We start from the raw sequence: 18,696 nt of genomic DNA, 5'->3' as shown, positions 1-18,696 counted from the left end.
TTACCCCTTAACCTTAGCACACATTATAGTAATATCATCTCTCATGGACTGATTACCTGCATGAGCATAAGCCATGCCGGCAACTTTTTGCACTATATCATCTGCACTATATTGAACAAAGGATTTTATAGACTCCATGTATGTGCCGGTCTCAGCTAATTCGACACCTTCAGCATTCATAGCCTCAGGAACACCGTCTGTCATCATTAAAATTACGTCCCCCCTATAAAGAGGCCTTTCATGCACTTCTATTTTATCGAACTCAATTATGCCTACAATACTGCAAGTAGATTCAAGCACTTTTACCTTGTAACCGTCCGGAGATTCAGTGAGAATCATAGGATCTTCCATTGAAGCATTAACATATTTTATAGTCATTTTTTCGGTATCAACCAATCCCAAAAATAAAACCGTATATTTATCCAAGAGCCCCATTCGTTTTATTGCGCTGTCCACCGCCAAAACAAGAGCAGGAAGATCTTCTTTATTTTTTGCTATTTTAATTGTATTTACAACAATACCCATAACCAATGCAGCTGAAAGGCCCTTACCGGAAACGTCTCCTACAACTAAGAGGGTCTTATGTTCATCAACCTTGATGGCATCATAATAGTCGCCCGATACGTTTACAAGAGGCTTAAAATAAGCTGCCAACTCAAGCATAGGCATCTCAGGAAGTTTTTGAGGTAAAAAAGCTTTTTGTGTGCCGGCAACCATATTCCATTCCTGACTTAATTCCGAGAAGTATAAAAGCTGTTCAAGAGTAGTAACCCTGTTTTGATAACTCAAAAATTCCGAAAACATGGTATTAAAAATTTCAGGTTCAACCTCGTTAAAATATCCGCAAATAATAAAAAATTGCATTTTTTCTAAGATTACCGCAGCAATACGGGCATTTTTCAGTTTACAATCCTGCATATCTGCATTAAAAAAATAAACTCCGGGCTTGTATTCTGCCGTAATTTCATGGAGAGAGGTAAAAGTTTCGGGAGAGGAAACAAATCTTGAAGTGCTATTGTATAATACTATATTTTCTATAGGATCTACAAGCATTACAGAACAATCGCCTGAATACTCAAGCTCACTTTGTACGGTGTCTATTAAATTTTCGATTGTGTAGCAAAACCTGATTTTTTTTAAAAATTCGGCAAAAATCTTAGTTTTAGGCTTATCGTATGCTCTAGTTTCTATTTTCTTATAAAAGGTACGTATAAGATAGTCTGCAAAGATTGCTACAATGACAAAGACCAAGGCACCTATGATAAAACGGTGAACCTGAGTTATCTCAGGGATCCTTGCCAAGCGGCTTAAAGCCAGAGTCATGTCATTAGCCGAATAAAATTTACCTAAAAACAAAAACCTTGGACTTATAAATATCAAGAAAAGAGCAAAAACACTACCCATCCCGATACTTATTAGAATATTAGAAAGTAATTTGCGTAATTTTATCATTATGACCTCTCCAGCTTAGGAGGTATTATACCATAAAATAAAATAAAGATAAAGTATAAAGTAAAAAAAATTCAAACTGTCTATTTTAAGGCAAATCCTTTAAGGCTATGAGATTCGGATTCTCGTTTTCGCCTTCAAGCTCGGAAATTTCCTGCAAAAGTTTTTTTGACTTTGAAGAAAGCCTTGAAGGAATTTGCACTTGTATTTGAATGTAAAGGTCGCCCTTTCGGCCTATTCCTGTAGGAACTCCTTCGCCCCGGATTCTTAAAAGTTTTCCGTTTTGAGTTCCGGCAGGGATTTTAAGCTTTAAGGTTTTTTCGTCAAGGGATTTGATGTTTATTTCTCCTCCCAAGGCAGCCTGCGTCATCGAAATAGGAACTGCACAGTAGAGATCTATTCCGTTTCTTTCAAAATGAGGATGAGCTTGAACAAAGATAAATACAAAGAGGTCTCCATAGTCTCCTCCCGATTGACCTGCATTTCCCTGACTTGGGATAGTAATGCGTTTTCCGTTTTCGACCCCGGCAGGAATGGTAACGATTATGCGCTGTTTTTTGCGCTCTAAGCCGTTTCCTCCGCATTTTTTACACGGTTTTTCGATTATAGAGCCTTCGCCGCCGCAGGTCGGACATGGCCTCGATATAGAAAAGAAGCCGGTACTTTGACGTACCTGTCCCGTACCCTTACAATCGGGACACATTCTCTTTGAGCTTCCGCTTTCACTTCCGCTGCCGTGACATTCGGCGCATTTTTCGTTGCGGGTATAGCTGAGCTCAGCTTTTTTCCCGTAAACGGCATCAACAAAAGAAATTTGAAGATCATAGCGCAGATTGGATCCGCGGATAGGGCCGGCATGACGGCCTCCGAAACCTGAAGCACGGGCAAAGCCGCCTCCGAATAGATTTTCAAAAATATCGGAAAAGCTTCCGCCGAAGATGTCTTCAAAACCTTGGAAGGCAGAAGGATCATAGCCTCCTCCGCCCGACATTCCGTCTACGCCTGCATGACCGAATTGGTCGTACATGCTGCGCTTTTTTTCGTCTATAAGAATTTCATAAGCTTCAGTAGCTTCTTTAAATTTTTCTTCAGCTGTCTTATCCCCTTGATTTTTATCGGGATGATATTTGATTGCTAATTTTCGATATGCTTTTTTGATTTCGTCGTTTGAGGCTCTTTTATCTACGCCTAAAACCTCGTAATAGTCTCTTTTAGATGCCGGCACTAAAAACTCCCAGTGTGAAAATTTAATAGGCGGAGAAAAGAGAAAATCTAAAGACCCTTTCTCCGCCGTGTTAATTCTTAAAATTTATTTATCATTATCATCATTTACGACTTCATAGTCAACATCATCGGCTGTGCCTGTGTTGGGGCCTGCTCCGGAAGCGCCGTAATTGGGGCCGCCCTGCTGAGCTCCTTGAGCACCTGCGTTGGGGTCTGCACCGGCTTGAGCTCCCTGCTGCTTGTACATTTCTTCTGCTATCTTATAAGCGGCCTGCTGGAGGCTTTCGGTCTTTGCCTTAATGTCGGCCGTATTATCGGAAGCAAGGGCCTGTCTTAAATCGGCTATTGCAGTTTCAATATTCTGCTTATCGGCAGCCCCTATTTTGTCTCCCATTTCTTTAAGAGTTTTTTCGGTTTGATAAATAAGAGAGTCTGCATTATTCTTTGCCTCAACCTTTTCTCTTTCGAGCTTATCGTTTTCGGCATTGGCTTCAGCCTCTTTAACCATCCTGTCGATTTCGCTCTCGCTTAGGCCGCTGGAGCTTTCGATGCGGATGTGCTGTTCTTTTCCTGTTCCCAGGTCTTTAGCCGAAACGTGAACGATACCGTTTGCGTCAATATCGAAGGTAACTTCAATCTGCGGAACACCGCGGGGTGCCGGAGGAATACCTACGAGGTCAAAGTTGCCGAGAGTTCTGTTCTGGCTGGCCATACCGCGCTCACCCTGCAATACATGGATGGAAACGGCAGTCTGTCCGTCGGCAGCTGTCGAGAAGACCTGACTCTTTCTCGTCGGAATCGTGGTATTTCGGTTGATAAGAGGAGTAAATACGCCTCCCATTGTCTCGATACCCAATGAAAGAGGTGTAACATCCAAGAGAAGAACATCTTTAACGTCTCCTCCCAAGATACCGCCCTGAATAGCGGCTCCCATTGCTACTGCCTCATCGGGGTTTACGCTCTTAGAGCCTTCTTTACCGAAGATTTCTTTTATAATCTGTAAAATTTTGGGCATTCGGGTTGAACCGCCGACCAAAAGAATTTCGTCGATTTTGTCGGGAGTGATACCGGCATCCTTCAATGCTTTTCGGCAAGGCTCCTTTGTTCTTTCAAAGAGGTCTTCTGTCATCTGCTCGAACTTAGCCCTGGATAGGCTCTTTTGTAAGTGCTTAGGCCCGTTTGCATCGGCTGTGATAAAGGGCAAGTTTACATCAGTGTTTGCAACGGAAGAAAGCTCAATCTTTGCCTTTTCGGCAGCCTCGCGCAAGCGCTGTAAGGCCATCCTATCCTTGGAAAGGTCGATACCTGTATCCTTTTTAAACTCGTCGACGAGCCAGTTTACTATTCGGTTATCGAAGTCATCACCGCCTAAGTGGGTATCTCCGTTTGTGGATTTTACTTCAAAAACGCCGTCACCCAGTTCAAGAATAGAAATATCGAAGGTTCCTCCTCCGAGGTCATATACGGCGATTGTTTTTTCTTTTTTAGAGTCCTTATTAAAACCGAAGGCCAAGGAAGCGGCTGTGGGCTCGTTTATAATCCGCTTTACTTCCAAACCGGCGATTTTTCCTGCATCCTTTGTTGCTTGCCTTTGAGCATCATTAAAATAAGCCGGAACAGTTATAACGGCTTCGGTTACGGTTTCGCCGAGATAGTCTTCGGCTGTTTTTTTCATTTTCTGCAGAATAAAGGCGGAAATTTCCTGTGTGGAATAAAGTTTTCCGTCAATGTCGATTCTTACATCATCGCCCTGAGGTACGATTTTGTAGGGAACCCGCTTTAACTCGTCTGTGAGTTCATTGTAGCGGTGTCCGATAAAGCGTTTTACCGAGTAAACCGTTCTTTCGGGGTTGGTAATCATTTGGTTTTTTGCAGGCTGGCCTACAACCCTTTCATCCTTTGAGGTAAAGCCTACAATGGACGGAGTTGTTCTTCCGCCTTCAGAGTTCGGTATAACGACAGGCTCGCCGCCCTCCATTACCGATACGCAAGAGTTTGTTGTTCCTAAGTCAATTCCTATAATCTTTCCCATTTTCAATATCTCCTATTACCTAGTTTTCGTTTGTTTTATCGGCGGCTTCGCTTTCTTCCGCCTCTTTTTCATCCTGCTTTTCGGCAGGCATTAAGACCATTACCTTGGAGTGACGGATCACTCTTTCTTTTAGCTTATAACCTTTTTGGAGCTCTTCCCCTACAACAGCCTCTTTTACATCGGGAGACTGAATCATTGAAACGGCTTCGTGAAGGTTCGGGTCAAAGGCTTCTCCCTTTGCAGGGTAATAGCTAAGTCCGTACTTTGAGCTCAGCATAGAAACCATTTGATTTTTTATCATCACAACGCCTTCAACAAAGGCATTGTTTGCGGCTTCTCCGCCTTGATTTTTGCCGGCATTATTACCTGCATCAATAGCTCTGTCAAAATCATCCAGAACCTGTACAAGATCCAAAAGCAGATTGCTGTTTGCGTAGTCTATAGCTTCCTGCTTTTCCCTAATCATACGTTTGCGGTAGTTTTCAAAATCCGCAGCCTTGCGCAAGTACTGATCCTGCCAGTCCTTACATTGGGCTTCCAATTCTTCTATCTTTTTTTCAAGCTCAGAAGCCTTATCATTTTCTGTTTCTTTTCCGCATGTTTCGCCGGAAGAAGTGCTGTGCTCTGCTTTTTCTTCTTGAGGGATTTCTTTTGAAGCTTCACAACCGCATCCGGCCCCTTGTTCATCTTTCACAGGCGGCTCATCTTTAGGCTGAAGGTCTTTTTCAAGTTCTTCCTTCTCCGCCTGTTTTTTTTCGGCCTGCTTTTCATGATTCTTACTCATTTGAACTCCAACAATAGCTATAACTTTATCTTATAAGAAGATACTAATAGAAAAAAAAAGGGTCAAGGGCTTTTCTAAAATCATACCGTATTTTTTAAGATTTTTATTGCAGAACCATGCAAGCACTATTAATTAAAATAATAATTAATCATACATAATACCGAAATAATCCAAATATTGCTTCATTAAATCCTGTCCGGTAAGACAAGTGTCTCTTAAATAACCTCTTTCATTTTTCCACTTTTTAATTCCTCTGTAATAGTAAATTTTTAGTTCTTCAGTAATTATGAAAGGGACAATATTATGTTTAAGACATTCCTTGAACATTATTAATCTTCCAATACGGCCATTACCGTCTTGAAATGGATGAATAGCTTCAAATCGGACATGAAAATCTAAGATGTCATCAAAAGTGATCTTGGCTTTTAAATTGTATTCCGTTAATAATGCTTTCATCTCTGCTGCAACATCCGCAGGTTTTGTAGTTTCATCACCGCCCACTTCGTTTTCCAGCATTTTATAATCCCCAACCTTAAACCATGATTTTCGGCTATCAGTTGTACCGTACTTTAGAACATAATGAAGCTGTTTTATAAAACTTTCTGAAAGTTTCGTATGTGCACCTTCTATTATTAAATCAATACAATGAAAATGATTGACTGTTTCAACAATATCATCAACTCTAACAACGTCATCTGTAACGCCAAGAGTTCTTGTTTCAAAAATGAATCGAGTCTGCTCGTGGGTAAGTTTTGAACCTTCGATGTGATTTGAATTATAAGTAAGGTCAATCTGAATTTTGTGATAAATTCCGCCTTTCAGACCGGCTTCTTTTTCACGTTTAAGAAATGATAAGAGAGTATCTTGTTTTGCTGTATGACGAGTTTTTCGATGAGGCTTTTTTGCATCGGAAGGGATTTTCCATGTTTTACCTTCTAATAGAGCCCCCGCAATTCTACCCTGCAAGCAGTAATTTCTTACACTACGTTCACTGATTTGCCAGTGCTTTGCAGTTTCTTTAACAGATATGTATTTTATCTTATTCATAGGTAATATTATAACACATTATCGGCAATATATAAAGCGGATTTATGTATTTAAATTCAATTTTATTTTGCCGACAATAAAACGGTTTATTTGTACATTTATATTACTTTACCGGCTCAGAGGGCTGTCGTCTAGCATTCGCTTAACCTGCATTTGCGGCTCCTCCGCAATGGCAGGTTGAATATGAGTGTTAGAACTGATTATTTTTTATTTATAAAACAAAACAATGAATTGAAAAGTAAATAATTATATATTCTATATCTTTCAGAATAAAACATATTGATATTTGAAAAATTCATTGATGTACTCATCAAATATAATCTTTTTTCTTTTTCATCATAAAGATATGCATTAAAGGTTGCTGAACTACCTTCCGGGTCACTTCCGAAAGCAATAATATATTTATCGGCTCCACAATTCCATAAAATTCCTTCACGCTCCAACTCTATTGACTGCCAATTATTTGGATGTCTGTTTTTATAATAGCCTTGGTTCATCGCAACATCCAAATCTTCTCTCTTTACTCCATTTTTCTCATAGAAATTAATTGTTATTGAGTTTGTACCACCTCCGTAAATCAGAAAAAATTTATCTTCGGAAGTCTTTTCTTTTTGACTAAAAGAAATTTGATTCCAATCATTATCAAAGAGCAGCATACCGAGTTTATTATTAAACACATTCGCTTCTCTAAAATTGAATAAATTTATATTCTCATCAAATTCCTTATCGTCATAATTATATCTCCATACTTCTTTTTCTGATGTCTTTTGTTTTTCTAATTTTGAATCAATTTTCTTTACTATTGCTTTTGAAAATGATGAGTCAATTTTATTGGATTTTATATATTTTTTTAATTGCTGTTGTATCTTGGCATTTCGTGTATTTCTAAAAAAACTTTCAAGTAGTAAACTATTTATCGTTTCTTTTCCAATATTATTTTGATATATTTTATCGAAAGTTAAATCATCTACTACACGTTTGCCGGCATCCCATTCTGAAAGGTAATTCTTCATACTAAAATAAACCTGCATTTCTTCAGTTGACGGAACATAAAAAAAATATTTATTCTTTTCAGAAAACAGGCAATTAACTGAAAAAAATAAAACAATCACCAATACTACTTTTCTCATTCTTTTCTCCTCGCGCCGATAGGCGTCGTTCTAACATACATTAAACCCGTCCAAATACTACCTCAAAAAATCATGTTTTTCAAGTCCGTAATTCCATAATTTTAGATTAAATTAAACATTTTTCCACTCTCATATTTCTCCATAGTTTGTAAACCAGATTGCAGCGGCGTTTATCTATGCATTATCTTGGAATTACGACCAATCTGTCGGGTCTATTGATGATATCAGCCTCTATCTTATAGATACTTAAAATATTTTCAGGGGTTAGGACTTCTTCGGGACTGCCTTGGGCAAAAATTTTACCCCCTTTCATCGCAAAAAGGTGGTTGCCGTAACGGGCAGCTTGATTTAAGTCGTGAAGAACCAAAACTACCGTAACCCCCGTTTCCTTGTTTAGACGGTTTACAAGCTCCAAGAATTCTATTTGATGAGCCAGATCCAAATAGGTGGTCGGCTCATCAAACAAAAGGATATCAGGCTCTTGGGCAAGGGCCATAGCGATCCAAGCTCTTTGTCTTTCGCCGCCGGACAGTGTTTCCAAGGTTTTGTCCCGCAAAGCAAAGGTATTTGTAAGCTTCATAGCTTCTTCTATTATCTTTTGATCGGAAGCTTCAAAGCCCTCAAACCATTTTTTATGGGGATAACGGCCGAAATAGACCAATTCTTCGATGCTTATATCGTCAGGGTTTTTATTTTGCTGTAATAGGATAGAAACTTTTTGGGCGAGTTTTTTGGAATCCATTTTTGAGATATCTTTTTCTTCGATAAAGATTTTACCTGAAACGGGTTTTATAATTCCTGCGATGCTTTTTAAAACGGTGGACTTCCCCGAAGCGTTGGGCCCGATTATCGAAACCACCTGCCCTTTTTTTACCCTTAGGTTTAAATTTTGAACAACAGGTTTGTCGCAGTAGGAAAGGCTTAAATCCTCTATCCTAAGCATGTCCATATTTTAAAACCTCTTTTTTAAATTCTTCAAATTCGTTAATGCCCTCTTCTTTTCCGCGTCCGAGAATTAAGGCTATTATATTTAGAGCTTCACAGGCGGCGAGTTTTTCCCTTGTGCCTCCGGCATCTCCGCTGTCCTTCATCACAACATAGGAAGCTCCGTATTCTTTAAACATAGCTTCATTTAAATTTTGAGAAAAGGGGCCTGTCATGGCAATTATATCCTGAGTCGCAACTCCTGCATTTTTGCATTTTTCGATACTGTCCGCCGTAGGTAAAATTCTATATACAAAGCGGTTTGAGGAGCGGAAAGCTTCAAAGTCCGAAACGGTTTTGGAACCCGTCGTAAAAAAAACCGTAGAAGATTTTAATTCTTTTAAAAATGAGCAAAGGCCTTCCATGTCATCAAAAGTGTAAAAGCTATTTTGTTCCAAGTCCGTTGAAGATTGCGAATGTCCGCGGGTAAAGCGTAAATATTTTATGTTCAAGTTTTGAGCGGTCTTTTTTGCGTTTTGAGAAACGATGAGGGCATAAGGATGGCTTAAATCGGCAATGAGGCTTATTTTTTCTGCAATGCAAAATTGTTCCATTTGAAGGGCATCCATTCTGCCGATTTTAAGTTTATGGTTTTTAAAAAAATCCCTGCTTTCTTCCGTTGCAACGCTCATTATATAGGGCGCATTTTTTTCCTTTAAAAAGTTTGCAAGGTTTCCGGCCTCGGTCGTTCCGCCTATAATCCAGATCATTTAATCTCGTAACCTCGGGGCGTAATCATTTTTCCGTTTTGGATATAGGTGTTGCTGTTCCCGATGATCATGAGGGTGAACATATCGATTTTTTCGTAATCTATTTTTTGAAGCTCGGTGACAATAACTTCTTCATTATTGCGGCAGGCGTTTTTTACTATGCCCGCAGGCGTTTTAGGAGACCTGAATTTTAAAATTATATTTACGGCTTCTTCGATATAATCGGAACGAGTTTTAGATTTGGGATTGTAAAGGGCTATTACAAAGTCTCCCTCGGCTGCCAGCTTGAGCCTTTTTTTTATAACCTCGTAATCGGTAAGCCTGTCTGAAAGGCTTATAAGGGCCGTATCATGCATCAGTGGGGCACCCAGCCGTGAAGCTGCGGCAAAGGCTGCGGAAATTCCCGGAACTATTTCGACATTTAAATCGGGAGCAAGTTCCAAGATTGGGCCTGCCATTCCGTAAAGCCCGGCATCTCCCGTGCTTATAATGCTTACGGTTTTTCCTTCCTTTACCTTTGAAACCGCATACTTACATCTTTCAATTTCGCCGGTCATTCCGGTTTGAAAAACTTCCTTTCCTTCGATAAGGGGTTTTACATATTCAATATAGCCCGAATAACCTACGATTATTTCGGACTCTTTTAAGGCCTCGACAGCCTGAACCGACATCTGTTCCGGCCCGCCGGGGCCGATACCTACAACAAATAGTTTACTCAATTTTGTTTCCTTTAAAATCTATTGGTTATCAAAAGTTTCATATTTCCAGTCTTTTATGGTGCGCTCCTTTTCGTCAAAGGATGAACCTATTAAGACTATTTTTTTACCGCTTGATTTAAAAGGCACAACATAGCCTTTTTCTTTTATCTGTGCTATTGCATCTTCCGCACTTCCGTTCCCGTCAAGTTTAAATTCAAAGATATAAATTGTATCTTTAGTATGCACGATGGAATCTGCTCTTCCTGCGGCACAGTGCACCTCAGTTTCTACAAATTGCCCCATCAGCTTAAAGATTAGGTACACGGCAGTCTGATAATTTTGCTCCCTAAGTTTTAGTTTGTCTTTAGGAAGATTGTCGTAGGGGACGCCTGCAATTATGGACTGCATTCTTTCCATAAAGCCGGCTACATTTCCGTTCTTCACATCTTCCGTAAAACGCCAAACGGAAGATGCTGTTTGATCGGTACGCAAGGAAGTGTAGTCAGGTAAAAGGTTTTTAAAAAAGCCGTAACGTACCTCATCATTGGGAAAGCCTAATCTGTAAAGAGCGGCCTCCCTTATATATTCTTTAATTGTAAGATAGCCGGACTGAAACAAAATCGGCAGAGGATTTTTTGTGTCGGCTCTGTAATCGGCGAGTCCTGCTTCGTCAAGCTCAACCTTTCCGTCCAAGTCGGGAATATTATAGTGAGCATCTTTTAGATAGTTTACCAAGAAGGTCGGAGTTCCCGTCGCAAACCAGTAGCTTCCAACATCCTTTGCAGAAAAAGCATTTAAAAGACTGAAAGGGTTATAAACGTTTTTTCCTTCCTTTGCAAAAAGATATCCGTCATATCTTTTTTTAAGAAGGCTTAAACACTCTTCATAGCTTATTTTTTCTTTGTCGGCTAGTACCTGAATTTCGGGAGAAAAAACGGCCGTCAATTCTTCCTGGGTTATGCCGCAGAGGGCAGAGCAATCTTCGTGAAGGCTTATGTCCTGCAAGTTATTTAAGTCGCTGAAAATACTTACCTTGCTGAATTTGGTTACACCCGTTAAAAAGGCAAAGCGTATGTACTTGTCGCAAGTCTTTATAACGGAATAAAAAGATTTTAGAGTGCTGCGGAATTCTTCGTTTAGAGTTTCATTTACCGACATTGTTTGCAAAAGCGGTTTATCGTACTCGTCTACGAGGATAACAACCTGCCTGCCTGTTTTTTCATAAGCTCTCTGGACTATACCCGCAAACCTTTGGGCTAATTCTTCTTCTTGTTTATAAGCTCCATATATTTGTTCAAATTTAGATAAAGCCAGATTTAGATGGCTTTTTAAAGAATTAGGTTCATCATATTTTCCGATATTGAAATCCAAGTAAAGAACGGGATATTCAATCCAAGGCTCCGAGTTTTCAGCCTTAGCTCTTTCTTCTTCCGCCTTTTCAATGTACAGGCCTTTAAAAAGCTCTTTTTTTCCTAAAAAATAGGCCTCGAGGGTAGAAAGAAAAAGGCTTTTTCCGAAGCGGCGAGGTCGGCTTAAAAAGTAGACTCTATTTGAATTAGTCAGCTTAAAAACAAATTCGGTTTTATCCACATACAAAAATTTATCATTCCGCATGACTTCAAAACTTTGTACGCCTATAGGCAGTTTTCTGTAAAGATTCAATCTTAAACCTCCTCAACCTTAATTATTTACAATTATATAACAAAAACCCCTTATGTACAAGCCGAGGCAAAATCTAAGCATATCTTGAAAGTACACTATTTTGAAGGTATAATATGTACGAGGAGATATTTATGGAATATGAAGGTAGAATTTGCAGACCTCCTATGGAGCGCGCTTCTTTTATGCTTCCGGTAATGGCAGGCTGCTCGTATAATAAGTGTAAGTTTTGTAACTTATTCCGCAGTATAAAGTATAGGGAGCTGCCTCTTTCGCAAATTGAAGAGGAGCTTATACGCGTAAAAAATTTAAACGGGAACCTTTCTAAAATTTTTTTAGGAGACGGAAGCGCCTTTAATTTAAAAACGGAACATCTTTTAAAAATCTTAAATTTAATTCATAAATATTTTCCCGATTGTAATTGCATAAACATGGATGCAACAATCACTGGCATTTTGCAAAAAACCGATGCCGAATTGGAAAGCCTATACACTCACGGAATTAGAACTCTTTATATCGGAATAGAAAGCGGCTTGGAGGATGTGCTTTTATTTATGAATAAGGATCACACAAGGACCGAAGCCGAAAGGGCAATCTCTAAAATACAAGAACACAGCTATTCTTTCGGGGCACACATTATGACGGGCATAGCCGGAAAAGACAGAAGCATAGAAAATGCCGAGGCAACGGCAGAGTTTTTAAATAGAACGAAGCCCATCCGAGTTGTAAATTTTTCTATGTTTCTCCACAAAGAAGTTCCGCTTTATAGTGATATAAGGGCGGGAAAATATGAGGCTGCAAGCGAGACGGAAAATCTTATAGAAGAAAAAAGATTGATCGAGCTTTTAGGAAATGAAACCTGCCCTATTTTTTATGACGGCTTCCATGACTATCTGGAGTTTAGGGTAAGAGGCTATCTTCCTAAGGATAGAGAAAAGATGCTTAAACACATCCAAGCCAAAATCGAAAGCTACAAGCCTCTGCAAAAAGATTACGCCTTTGTAAACGGAGAATGTACCCCCTCTCTCGAAAAATCGGACGGCACAGGCAAGGTGTGGAAAACCGCCTAAGCCGATCAAGCCGTCCGGCTTAGTACATTCTCAATATGTAGGATCTAGCTAAGGGTGTCATCAATCCGTCACGGAGCGCAGCCATTTACCTGACCGGATTCTCCAAAGGCCTAAAAGGGCCTTAAAGGGTTCTTCACTAAAAAGGCAAATATAAATTCCCCATGCAGGAATAGAAGTGTAGATCGATAAGGAATAGGCCAAGGGAATAGAAACACACCACATAACTGCCGTGTCGCAGATTATGCCGAAGCGTGTGTCGCCTCCGGCTCTCAGAATACCGACAAGCATACACATGTTATAGGCTTTTAAGGGATAACAGCAGGCTAAAATTATAAAAAGCTTCATTACGGTCTCTAAGACTATTTTTTCTACATTAAAGAAAATAGGAGTTAAATACGAAATGGGAATTAACATAGCTCCTACAAAAACTGCAACAAAGGGTACAAAGATTGAAACCTTCGCCGCATAAGTTTTTGCCTCATCATAATTTTTTTCTCCGATTTTTTTGCCTATCAAAACGCTGACTCCGTTTCCGAAGCCGATAAAGATAACCCAAGTCAGCATCGAAACGGTGTTTGTGATGTTGTAGGAGGCATAGGCAAAGGTTCCGATTCCTGCAAATATCTTATGGTGAAAGGTGATGCCCAAAGACCATAAGGATTCGTTTATTAAAACGGGCATAACTATCGTAAAATATTGTCTTATAAATTTAAGGTCAAAGTCAAAATGATTTTTGAGCTTTCCGAGTATGGGATATTTCTTTTTCTTTGTTACCGAAAAAAGAATTATAAGCTCTGCAGCCCGGGAAGCAACTGTTGCAATAGCAGCCCCCTTAACTCCGAGGGCAGGAAAACCGAACAAGCCGAAAATTAAAACGGCATTTAAGATTAAGTTTACAAAAAGAGAAACGAGAGTTGCCGCAACCGCTACTCTTACCTTTTCGATAGAGCGCAGGGTAATCATAAAAATAAAGTTCACTGCAAAAGGCAAAAAACAAAAAGCAGAAATACTCAGGTAGTCCACGCCCTTTTCGATTACCGCGGCATCCTTTGAGTAAAGGGATAAAATTTCTTTCGGGAAAATAGTGCAGACCAAGGTAAAGAGGGTGCTGAAAAAAACCGCAACAATTAGTGAGATTGCAAATGTTTTTTGTAAGCCCTTAAAATCTTTTTTGCCCCAAAACTGAGCGGTAAAAACCATTCCGCCCGAACCTATTCCGTATAAAATCAAATTCAATAAAAAGAATAATTGATTGCCGAGACCTACCGCCGCAAGTTCGACAGTGCCGAGCCGGCCTATCATTATGGTGTCTAAAATATTTACAAAGGAGCTTATAAAGTTTTGCAATATTATGGGCACGGCAATTATAAATAAGTTTTTTAAAAAAGATTTATCGGAAAATACCGATTTTAAATTTACAGCCGGTTTTAAATTCGTAGTCATAAGTCTTAAAGCTCCCCTGCATTAAAAATCTAAAATTTCTTTTCGATGTCTTATTCCTAAAAGAGATAAATTTTCTTCAAGGCTGATATTTTGATCATAATTATCTTTTAGATCAATCAAAAATCTGTTCATCGAAAAGTGCTGATAAAGATAAATTTGCGGATTCTTTGTATCGGCATATAGGTTCTTTATTTCATCTGCGTAAGATTGAAATAAGCCGCGGGGTTTAAGTTCGCTGTAACCCACAAGCCAAATCGGGCAGCCCAATTTTTTTTGAACCTCAGCCGTTTTTTGAGCCGTAAAAATCTGAGTCTCTTCATAAAATTTTTTAAAAGAACCGTCCCCGTCTTTTCTTAAAAGAAAATCGAGCTGTTTTGTCTTGGCAGTATGAATGGGCGTTTTGTTTAGGATAATGACATTCTTTCTAAAATCGATTCCGAATGAGGGATTTTTTTTAAAGAAATTATCCGCAATCTTTCCTGCAAGACCGACAAGGTACTTTTGGTTTTTATGCAGCTGCTCATTTTTCCCCGGATTATCGCCTATGACAATGAGCTTAATCTCATCATCTTGACCGATTAACTCCCAAGCGTGATTATACACTATCGGAGTTTCCACAGTATAGGGAGGAGTCTTAGCCGCTCGAGCCGCCTCTTCTTGAAGCTTGGCCAAGCCCTCCTTAAAAAATAAAGCATTTTCTTTTTTAAAAGATTGGGCGGCACAGTTTTCTAAAAAAGGTTCTTTATATTTATATCCCAAAATATCAAGGTAATGAATACATTCGGCTTTATACTCGCTTTTAAATTTACAAAAAGCATTCCACTTATCTTTTTCCATCGGCGGGGTATTATATCAGATTATCGAGGGTTTTGAAAAGAGGCGGTTAATTAGTATATTTTATTTTGTTTGAGCTATTTTTATATCCGCTAAAACCGCTTGATTTGTCAGCTTCTCTTGACCAAAATTTTTCTATATTAAAATTCTTTTCTTCGAGTTTTTTAGGCAATTTTTTTCTTTTATAAAATCACTTTTAAATTCCCGCCGGGATTTACTGTTTAATAACTCTTTGATATCTTTTATAGATGTAGAAAAAATAAATTCTTCTTCAAGATTACGAATTTGAGGAATCAAGATTACATTAAGATTATTTCCATCTTTTTTCAATATTTCGATATTCTTTTTTATTGTACTTGCAGTAGATGAAATATCCGTATCAAATACGAGAATCACACTCGAATTAACCGGCAAGGTACGTAACAGTGTATGACTTATTCTCTTTTGATGCAAAATTCGAATCTTTCCTGAAATAATATATTTTTCTTTTAAAACCTTGATCGCCTTTGCTTCTGTTTCTCCTTCAACCAAATAAATATATGAATTAAATGTCTTCATATAAAACCTCCGCGCAAGAGTCTTCTATTTCAAGAAGCTTTGTGATATCGGGCGAAATATCAAATACATCATTTTTAACGGCATTTCTCAATGACACATCATTTTTTTTGATTTTTTCTTCAGGATGTACAACTTGTATTTTATCGTCTTTTCGTAAAAACATAAAAGAATGAATAGGCAAATTCATTTCTAAAATATCCAAATTATGAGTTGTAAAAAAAAGTTGAGTGTTAGGCTTTAAAAGAGAAATCATCAAACTAAGTATTGTTTGCTCGATATCACTTTGTATAAAAGAAAATTGTTCATCACAGTAGTAAAACTCAAAGACACCTAAATAAATTGCACTAATCAAATAAGAAATATCAAGTCCCGCTTTTGTACCGCTTGATAAAATATTTTTATCAACAATTTGTCCGTTTTGAATAACTACATCTCCATTTTTACTTCTGATAATATAAGCATTTGCAAGTTCAGAACTTGCAATTACTTCGGTAATAGAAGTATCAAGCGTTTTTAAAACAGCGTTTAAAATATCAAGTTTTAATACATCTATATCATTCTCCATGAGATAGGTACTCGACTCATCTTTAGGAAAAGTAAAAAGCCATCCTATATTAGGAATAGCAGATAATTTTTGAATAAAGTCAGTTTGAGCATCCGGATAAGCTTTTTTTAGTTTTTGAACACATGATTCATACGAATCATTTTTTAATATCTTACAATTATAAACATCGAATTCCTGTATTTCTTTTAAAGAGAATTTACAACTGACTCTATATAGATATTCTTCATCAGTTAAAAAATCTATAGAAAAATAAGCAGATTTTGTTTTATCTAAAAAGTCATTCTGTAATAATTCAAATTTTCCTCTTTCAATAAAATTAAAAATATCTTTTAAAGCTTGGCCTAGAGATGTTTTACCGGAAGCATTAGCACCCATAAGTATATTTACCTTTTTATATCTAAAATTGGGCTTTGTTTTTAAATACTCTCCGATAATTGAAGTTTTTACAGGTCTTTTAGGATAGGAAAAATTGACTTTAAAGTCTCCAAAACCGAATAAATTATCCAGTTCTAAATTCATTATTATCATAAACACCTTCCTCTGTATTAATGATTACTTCCAATAATCAGAACTAATATAATTATATTATTTTTTTTGTTTTTGTCAAGTTTATATGTTCTAAATTATATGTCCTCCTCCGCAACCGAAACCGTTACACCCTCATGTTTAAACTTATCTAAAATTATTTTGCCGCCGAGGAGGAAGGCGGAAGGGGCGGAGACATTGTAAACGCCGACTGTCTTTTTTACGAAGTCGGACTTTTCAAAATTGTCTTCTATTTTTTCTATTTGGCTTTCAGAAAAAAAGACGGGGCTTATGTTTAGTTCTTTTGCAAAATCAAGCAAGCCTTTTTCGTTTTGTTTTAATTCTATCGAGGCTATCGCCTTAACAGCTTTCAAATCCTTGTTTATCGAATCAAGGGCAAGCTTTACCGTCTCGGCAAGGGTTTCTTTATTCACTCCTTTTTTTAAGCCTATCCCAAGGTTTAAATTTTTCGGCACCAAGTGTACCATTGGCAAAGAACCGCTTAAAGCAGATACCGCTTCTCTTTTTTTATTTGAAACAATGATAAGGCCTTCAAGTTTTTTTTCTTCTTTCACAGATTGTAAATTTGAAGTAAATTTTACGGCCGGCAAATTCGAATTAAAATCTTCATCTTGCAAAATAAAAAGATTAGGGTAATTTATGGGAGACACCTTATCCTCGGAATAAAAGCCTACAGCCTTTCCGTCCACCATGATGGCTGTGATTATTTTTGCATCTTCCATGGACAAGATGGCGTAGTTATTTTTTTGAGCAAACAAGTCTACGGCTTCTATGTTGCGGCCGTCGGAAGCTGTTGTAATCACACTCACAGCCCCTATCGTACTTGCAATTTTTTCGGTAAGCGCATTGGCTCCGCCCAAATGCCCCGACAGCAATGAAATTACAAAGCGTCCCATATCATCGATTACAAGCACGGCAGGGTCTTGGCTTTTATCCTGAATATAATCCCTTATCATTCGGACGGCAATACCGGTAGAAGAAATAAAAATAAGGGCATCTCTATTTTTAAAATCATCGGGAATAAGAGAGCGGATTCCGCCGGCTGTTTTTGCATTATAAAAATGCTCGATTTGCGAATCCAAGCCTGATAATTTCTCGCCCAATAAATTTCCTTTTTCGGTAAAGGAATAAACTGCTATTTTTTTCATTTTCCCGCTTTTCTAAATTCGTGAGAAAATTTAGGATTGTAAAGCTGCGACCTTTCATAAGACCCTGCAATAAAATTCCCCACCAAGATTTGAGCCGTTTTGTTTACTCCGGCCTTCTTCACTTTTTGAGCGATATCGCCGAGGGTGCCGGTTATTATTTCTTGATCTTCCCAAGTTGCCTTGTAAATTACCGCAGCAGGAGTCGCCTCATCCTTATAGCCCTTGAGAAGTTCTGCAACTACATTTTCTATATTTTGCACTGATAAAAAAATCGCCATCGAAGCCTTGTGGGCTGCAAGGTCTGCCAGCTTTTCATCTTGAGGAACAGGGGTGCGGCCTTCCATGCGGGTTAAAATAACTGTCTGGCTTACATCGGGAAGGGTAAACTCTTTTTTTATTGCCGCCGCCGCTGCCGTACAAGAGCTGACGCCCGGGACAACCTCGTAGTCTATTCCCAGCTTATCAAGTTCATCCATCTGCTCCCTGATTGCCCCGTAAATTGAAGGGTCTCCGGTGTGGAGCCTCACAATTTGAGCATTGCGGTTTTCTTCCATAACCTTGATAACTTCTTCAAGGGTCATTGAAGCCGAGTTATAGCTTTTGCAATTATGCTTTGCAAACATCAAATGAGCCTTTGAAACCAAAGAGCCTGCATAAATAATAACATCGGCCTTTTCAATCAGCTTGCGTCCTTTTATCGTAATTAAATCAGGATCCCCAGGACCCGCTCCTACAAAATAAACCATACTATTCCTTTTTTGTTTTTATAAGAATTATTCTACTATTCTTTAAAGGGCTGTGTCAAGGTAAAAGAT

The 18,696-nt window shown here is 38.5% G+C and carries 17 protein-coding genes; 1 reads left to right on the top strand and 16 read right to left on the bottom strand.

Annotated elements, in window-relative coordinates; genetic code table 11:
* The 10 genes from E4O04_RS03035 to E4O04_RS02990 all read right to left on the bottom strand — a co-directional run bounded on the left by E4O04_RS03035 (window position 1) and on the right by E4O04_RS02990 (window position 11,720).
* The gene (locus E4O04_RS03035) at window positions 1–1,452 is read right to left on the bottom strand and encodes a PP2C family protein-serine/threonine phosphatase (protein WP_253685563.1); all 1,452 of its coding nucleotides are present in this window, start codon (window positions 1,450–1,452) and stop codon (window positions 1–3) included.
* 85 nt (window positions 1,453–1,537) lie between these two features.
* Window positions 1,538–2,674, bottom strand: a complete 1,137-nt coding sequence (dnaJ, locus tag E4O04_RS03030) for a molecular chaperone DnaJ (protein ID WP_253709853.1) — start codon at window positions 2,672–2,674, stop codon at window positions 1,538–1,540.
* Between the two features lie 84 nt (window positions 2,675–2,758).
* Window positions 2,759–4,705 (bottom strand): molecular chaperone DnaK, encoded by a 1,947-nt coding sequence (dnaK, locus tag E4O04_RS03025; protein ID WP_253709851.1) that lies wholly within the window; start codon window positions 4,703–4,705, stop codon window positions 2,759–2,761.
* A gap of 19 nt (window positions 4,706–4,724) precedes the next feature.
* Window positions 4,725–5,489, bottom strand: coding sequence for a nucleotide exchange factor GrpE (locus tag E4O04_RS03020; protein ID WP_253709848.1), 765 nt, complete (start codon window positions 5,487–5,489; stop codon window positions 4,725–4,727).
* Window positions 5,490–5,633: 144 nt separating this feature from the next.
* Window positions 5,634–6,536, bottom strand: coding sequence for a Fic family protein (locus E4O04_RS03015; RefSeq protein WP_253709845.1), 903 nt, complete (start codon window positions 6,534–6,536; stop codon window positions 5,634–5,636).
* Between the two features lie 200 nt (window positions 6,537–6,736).
* On the bottom strand, window positions 6,737–7,666 hold the full coding sequence (locus E4O04_RS03010) for a hypothetical protein (protein WP_253677452.1): 930 nt from the start codon (window positions 7,664–7,666) through the stop codon (window positions 6,737–6,739).
* A 181-nt stretch (window positions 7,667–7,847) separates the two neighbouring features.
* Window positions 7,848–8,615 carry an ABC transporter ATP-binding protein gene (locus tag E4O04_RS03005; RefSeq protein ID WP_253709841.1) on the bottom strand — a complete coding sequence of 256 codons (768 nt, stop codon included), beginning with the start codon at window positions 8,613–8,615 and terminating at the stop codon, window positions 7,848–7,850.
* Window positions 8,602–9,360 (bottom strand): precorrin-6A reductase, encoded by a 759-nt coding sequence (gene cobK / locus E4O04_RS03000; RefSeq protein ID WP_253709838.1) that lies wholly within the window; start codon window positions 9,358–9,360, stop codon window positions 8,602–8,604. The genes E4O04_RS03005 and cobK overlap by 14 nt, the downstream gene beginning before the upstream one ends.
* On the bottom strand, window positions 9,357–10,079 hold the full coding sequence (gene cobJ, locus E4O04_RS02995) for a precorrin-3B C(17)-methyltransferase (RefSeq protein ID WP_253709836.1): 723 nt from the start codon (window positions 10,077–10,079) through the stop codon (window positions 9,357–9,359). The genes cobK and cobJ overlap by 4 nt, the downstream gene beginning before the upstream one ends.
* 18 nt (window positions 10,080–10,097) lie before the next feature.
* Window positions 10,098–11,720 (bottom strand): ATP-binding protein, encoded by a 1,623-nt coding sequence (locus tag E4O04_RS02990; RefSeq protein WP_253709833.1) that lies wholly within the window; start codon window positions 11,718–11,720, stop codon window positions 10,098–10,100.
* Between the two features lie 131 nt (window positions 11,721–11,851).
* Here E4O04_RS02990 and E4O04_RS02985 point away from each other — a divergent pair, with 131 nt between their 5' ends.
* Window positions 11,852–12,787, top strand: coding sequence for a radical SAM protein (locus E4O04_RS02985; RefSeq protein WP_253685581.1), 936 nt, complete (start codon window positions 11,852–11,854; stop codon window positions 12,785–12,787).
* Window positions 12,788–12,847: 60 nt separating this feature from the next.
* Here the strand turns inward: E4O04_RS02985 and E4O04_RS02980 are convergent, their stop codons facing one another.
* The 6 genes from E4O04_RS02980 to cobM all read right to left on the bottom strand — a co-directional run bounded on the left by E4O04_RS02980 (window position 12,848) and on the right by cobM (window position 18,627).
* On the bottom strand, window positions 12,848–14,230 hold the full coding sequence (locus E4O04_RS02980) for an MATE family efflux transporter (RefSeq protein WP_253685583.1): 1,383 nt from the start codon (window positions 14,228–14,230) through the stop codon (window positions 12,848–12,850).
* Between the two features lie 21 nt (window positions 14,231–14,251).
* Window positions 14,252–15,067 carry a hypothetical protein gene (locus E4O04_RS02975; protein ID WP_253685585.1) on the bottom strand — a complete coding sequence of 272 codons (816 nt, stop codon included), beginning with the start codon at window positions 15,065–15,067 and terminating at the stop codon, window positions 14,252–14,254.
* 132 nt (window positions 15,068–15,199) lie between these two features.
* Window positions 15,200–15,622 (bottom strand): hypothetical protein, encoded by a 423-nt coding sequence (locus E4O04_RS02970; protein ID WP_253709830.1) that lies wholly within the window; start codon window positions 15,620–15,622, stop codon window positions 15,200–15,202.
* Window positions 15,609–16,715, bottom strand: coding sequence for an ATP-binding protein (locus tag E4O04_RS02965; RefSeq protein WP_253685589.1), 1,107 nt, complete (start codon window positions 16,713–16,715; stop codon window positions 15,609–15,611). Before E4O04_RS02965 ends, E4O04_RS02970 begins: the two co-directional genes overlap by 14 nt.
* Before the next feature lie 95 nt (window positions 16,716–16,810).
* The gene (gene cbiG / locus E4O04_RS02960; RefSeq protein WP_253709828.1) at window positions 16,811–17,881 is read right to left on the bottom strand and encodes a cobalt-precorrin 5A hydrolase; all 1,071 of its coding nucleotides are present in this window, start codon (window positions 17,879–17,881) and stop codon (window positions 16,811–16,813) included.
* On the bottom strand, window positions 17,878–18,627 hold the full coding sequence (cobM, locus tag E4O04_RS02955; RefSeq protein WP_253709825.1) for a precorrin-4 C(11)-methyltransferase: 750 nt from the start codon (window positions 18,625–18,627) through the stop codon (window positions 17,878–17,880). The genes cbiG and cobM overlap by 4 nt, the downstream gene beginning before the upstream one ends.
* Window positions 18,628–18,696 lie beyond the last annotated feature (69 nt).

The organism is Treponema sp. OMZ 799 (assembly GCF_024181365.1).
In the GTDB taxonomy this organism is placed as follows: Bacteria; Spirochaetota; Spirochaetia; order Treponematales; family Treponemataceae; genus Treponema_B.
This window is presented reverse-complemented; position numbering and strand designations above follow the sequence as displayed.

Excerpts from the sequence above, each read along its gene's own strand:
- cbiG (WP_253709828.1), bottom strand. The coding sequence starts at position 17,881 with ATGAAAAAAATAGCAGTTTATTCCTTTACCGAAAAAGGAAATTTATTG.
- cobK (WP_253709838.1), bottom strand. The coding sequence starts at position 9,360 with ATGATCTGGATTATAGGCGGAACGACCGAGGCCGGAAACCTTGCAAAC.
- E4O04_RS03020 (WP_253709848.1), bottom strand. The coding sequence starts at position 5,489 with ATGAGTAAGAATCATGAAAAGCAGGCCGAAAAAAAACAGGCGGAGAAG.
- E4O04_RS02965 (WP_253685589.1), bottom strand. The coding sequence starts at position 16,715 with ATGATAATAATGAATTTAGAACTGGATAATTTATTCGGTTTTGGAGAC.
- E4O04_RS03005 (WP_253709841.1), bottom strand. The coding sequence starts at position 8,615 with ATGGACATGCTTAGGATAGAGGATTTAAGCCTTTCCTACTGCGACAAA.
- dnaK (WP_253709851.1), bottom strand. The coding sequence starts at position 4,705 with ATGGGAAAGATTATAGGAATTGACTTAGGAACAACAAACTCTTGCGTA.
- E4O04_RS03035 (WP_253685563.1), bottom strand. The coding sequence starts at position 1,452 with ATGATAAAATTACGCAAATTACTTTCTAATATTCTAATAAGTATCGGG.
- cobM (WP_253709825.1), bottom strand. The coding sequence starts at position 18,627 with ATGGTTTATTTTGTAGGAGCGGGTCCTGGGGATCCTGATTTAATTACG.
- E4O04_RS02970 (WP_253709830.1), bottom strand. The coding sequence starts at position 15,622 with ATGAAGACATTTAATTCATATATTTATTTGGTTGAAGGAGAAACAGAA.
- E4O04_RS02985 (WP_253685581.1), top strand. The coding sequence starts at position 11,852 with ATGGAATATGAAGGTAGAATTTGCAGACCTCCTATGGAGCGCGCTTCT.
- E4O04_RS02975 (WP_253685585.1), bottom strand. The coding sequence starts at position 15,067 with ATGGAAAAAGATAAGTGGAATGCTTTTTGTAAATTTAAAAGCGAGTAT.
- E4O04_RS03010 (WP_253677452.1), bottom strand. The coding sequence starts at position 7,666 with ATGAGAAAAGTAGTATTGGTGATTGTTTTATTTTTTTCAGTTAATTGC.
- E4O04_RS03015 (WP_253709845.1), bottom strand. The coding sequence starts at position 6,536 with ATGAATAAGATAAAATACATATCTGTTAAAGAAACTGCAAAGCACTGG.
- E4O04_RS02980 (WP_253685583.1), bottom strand. The coding sequence starts at position 14,230 with ATGACTACGAATTTAAAACCGGCTGTAAATTTAAAATCGGTATTTTCC.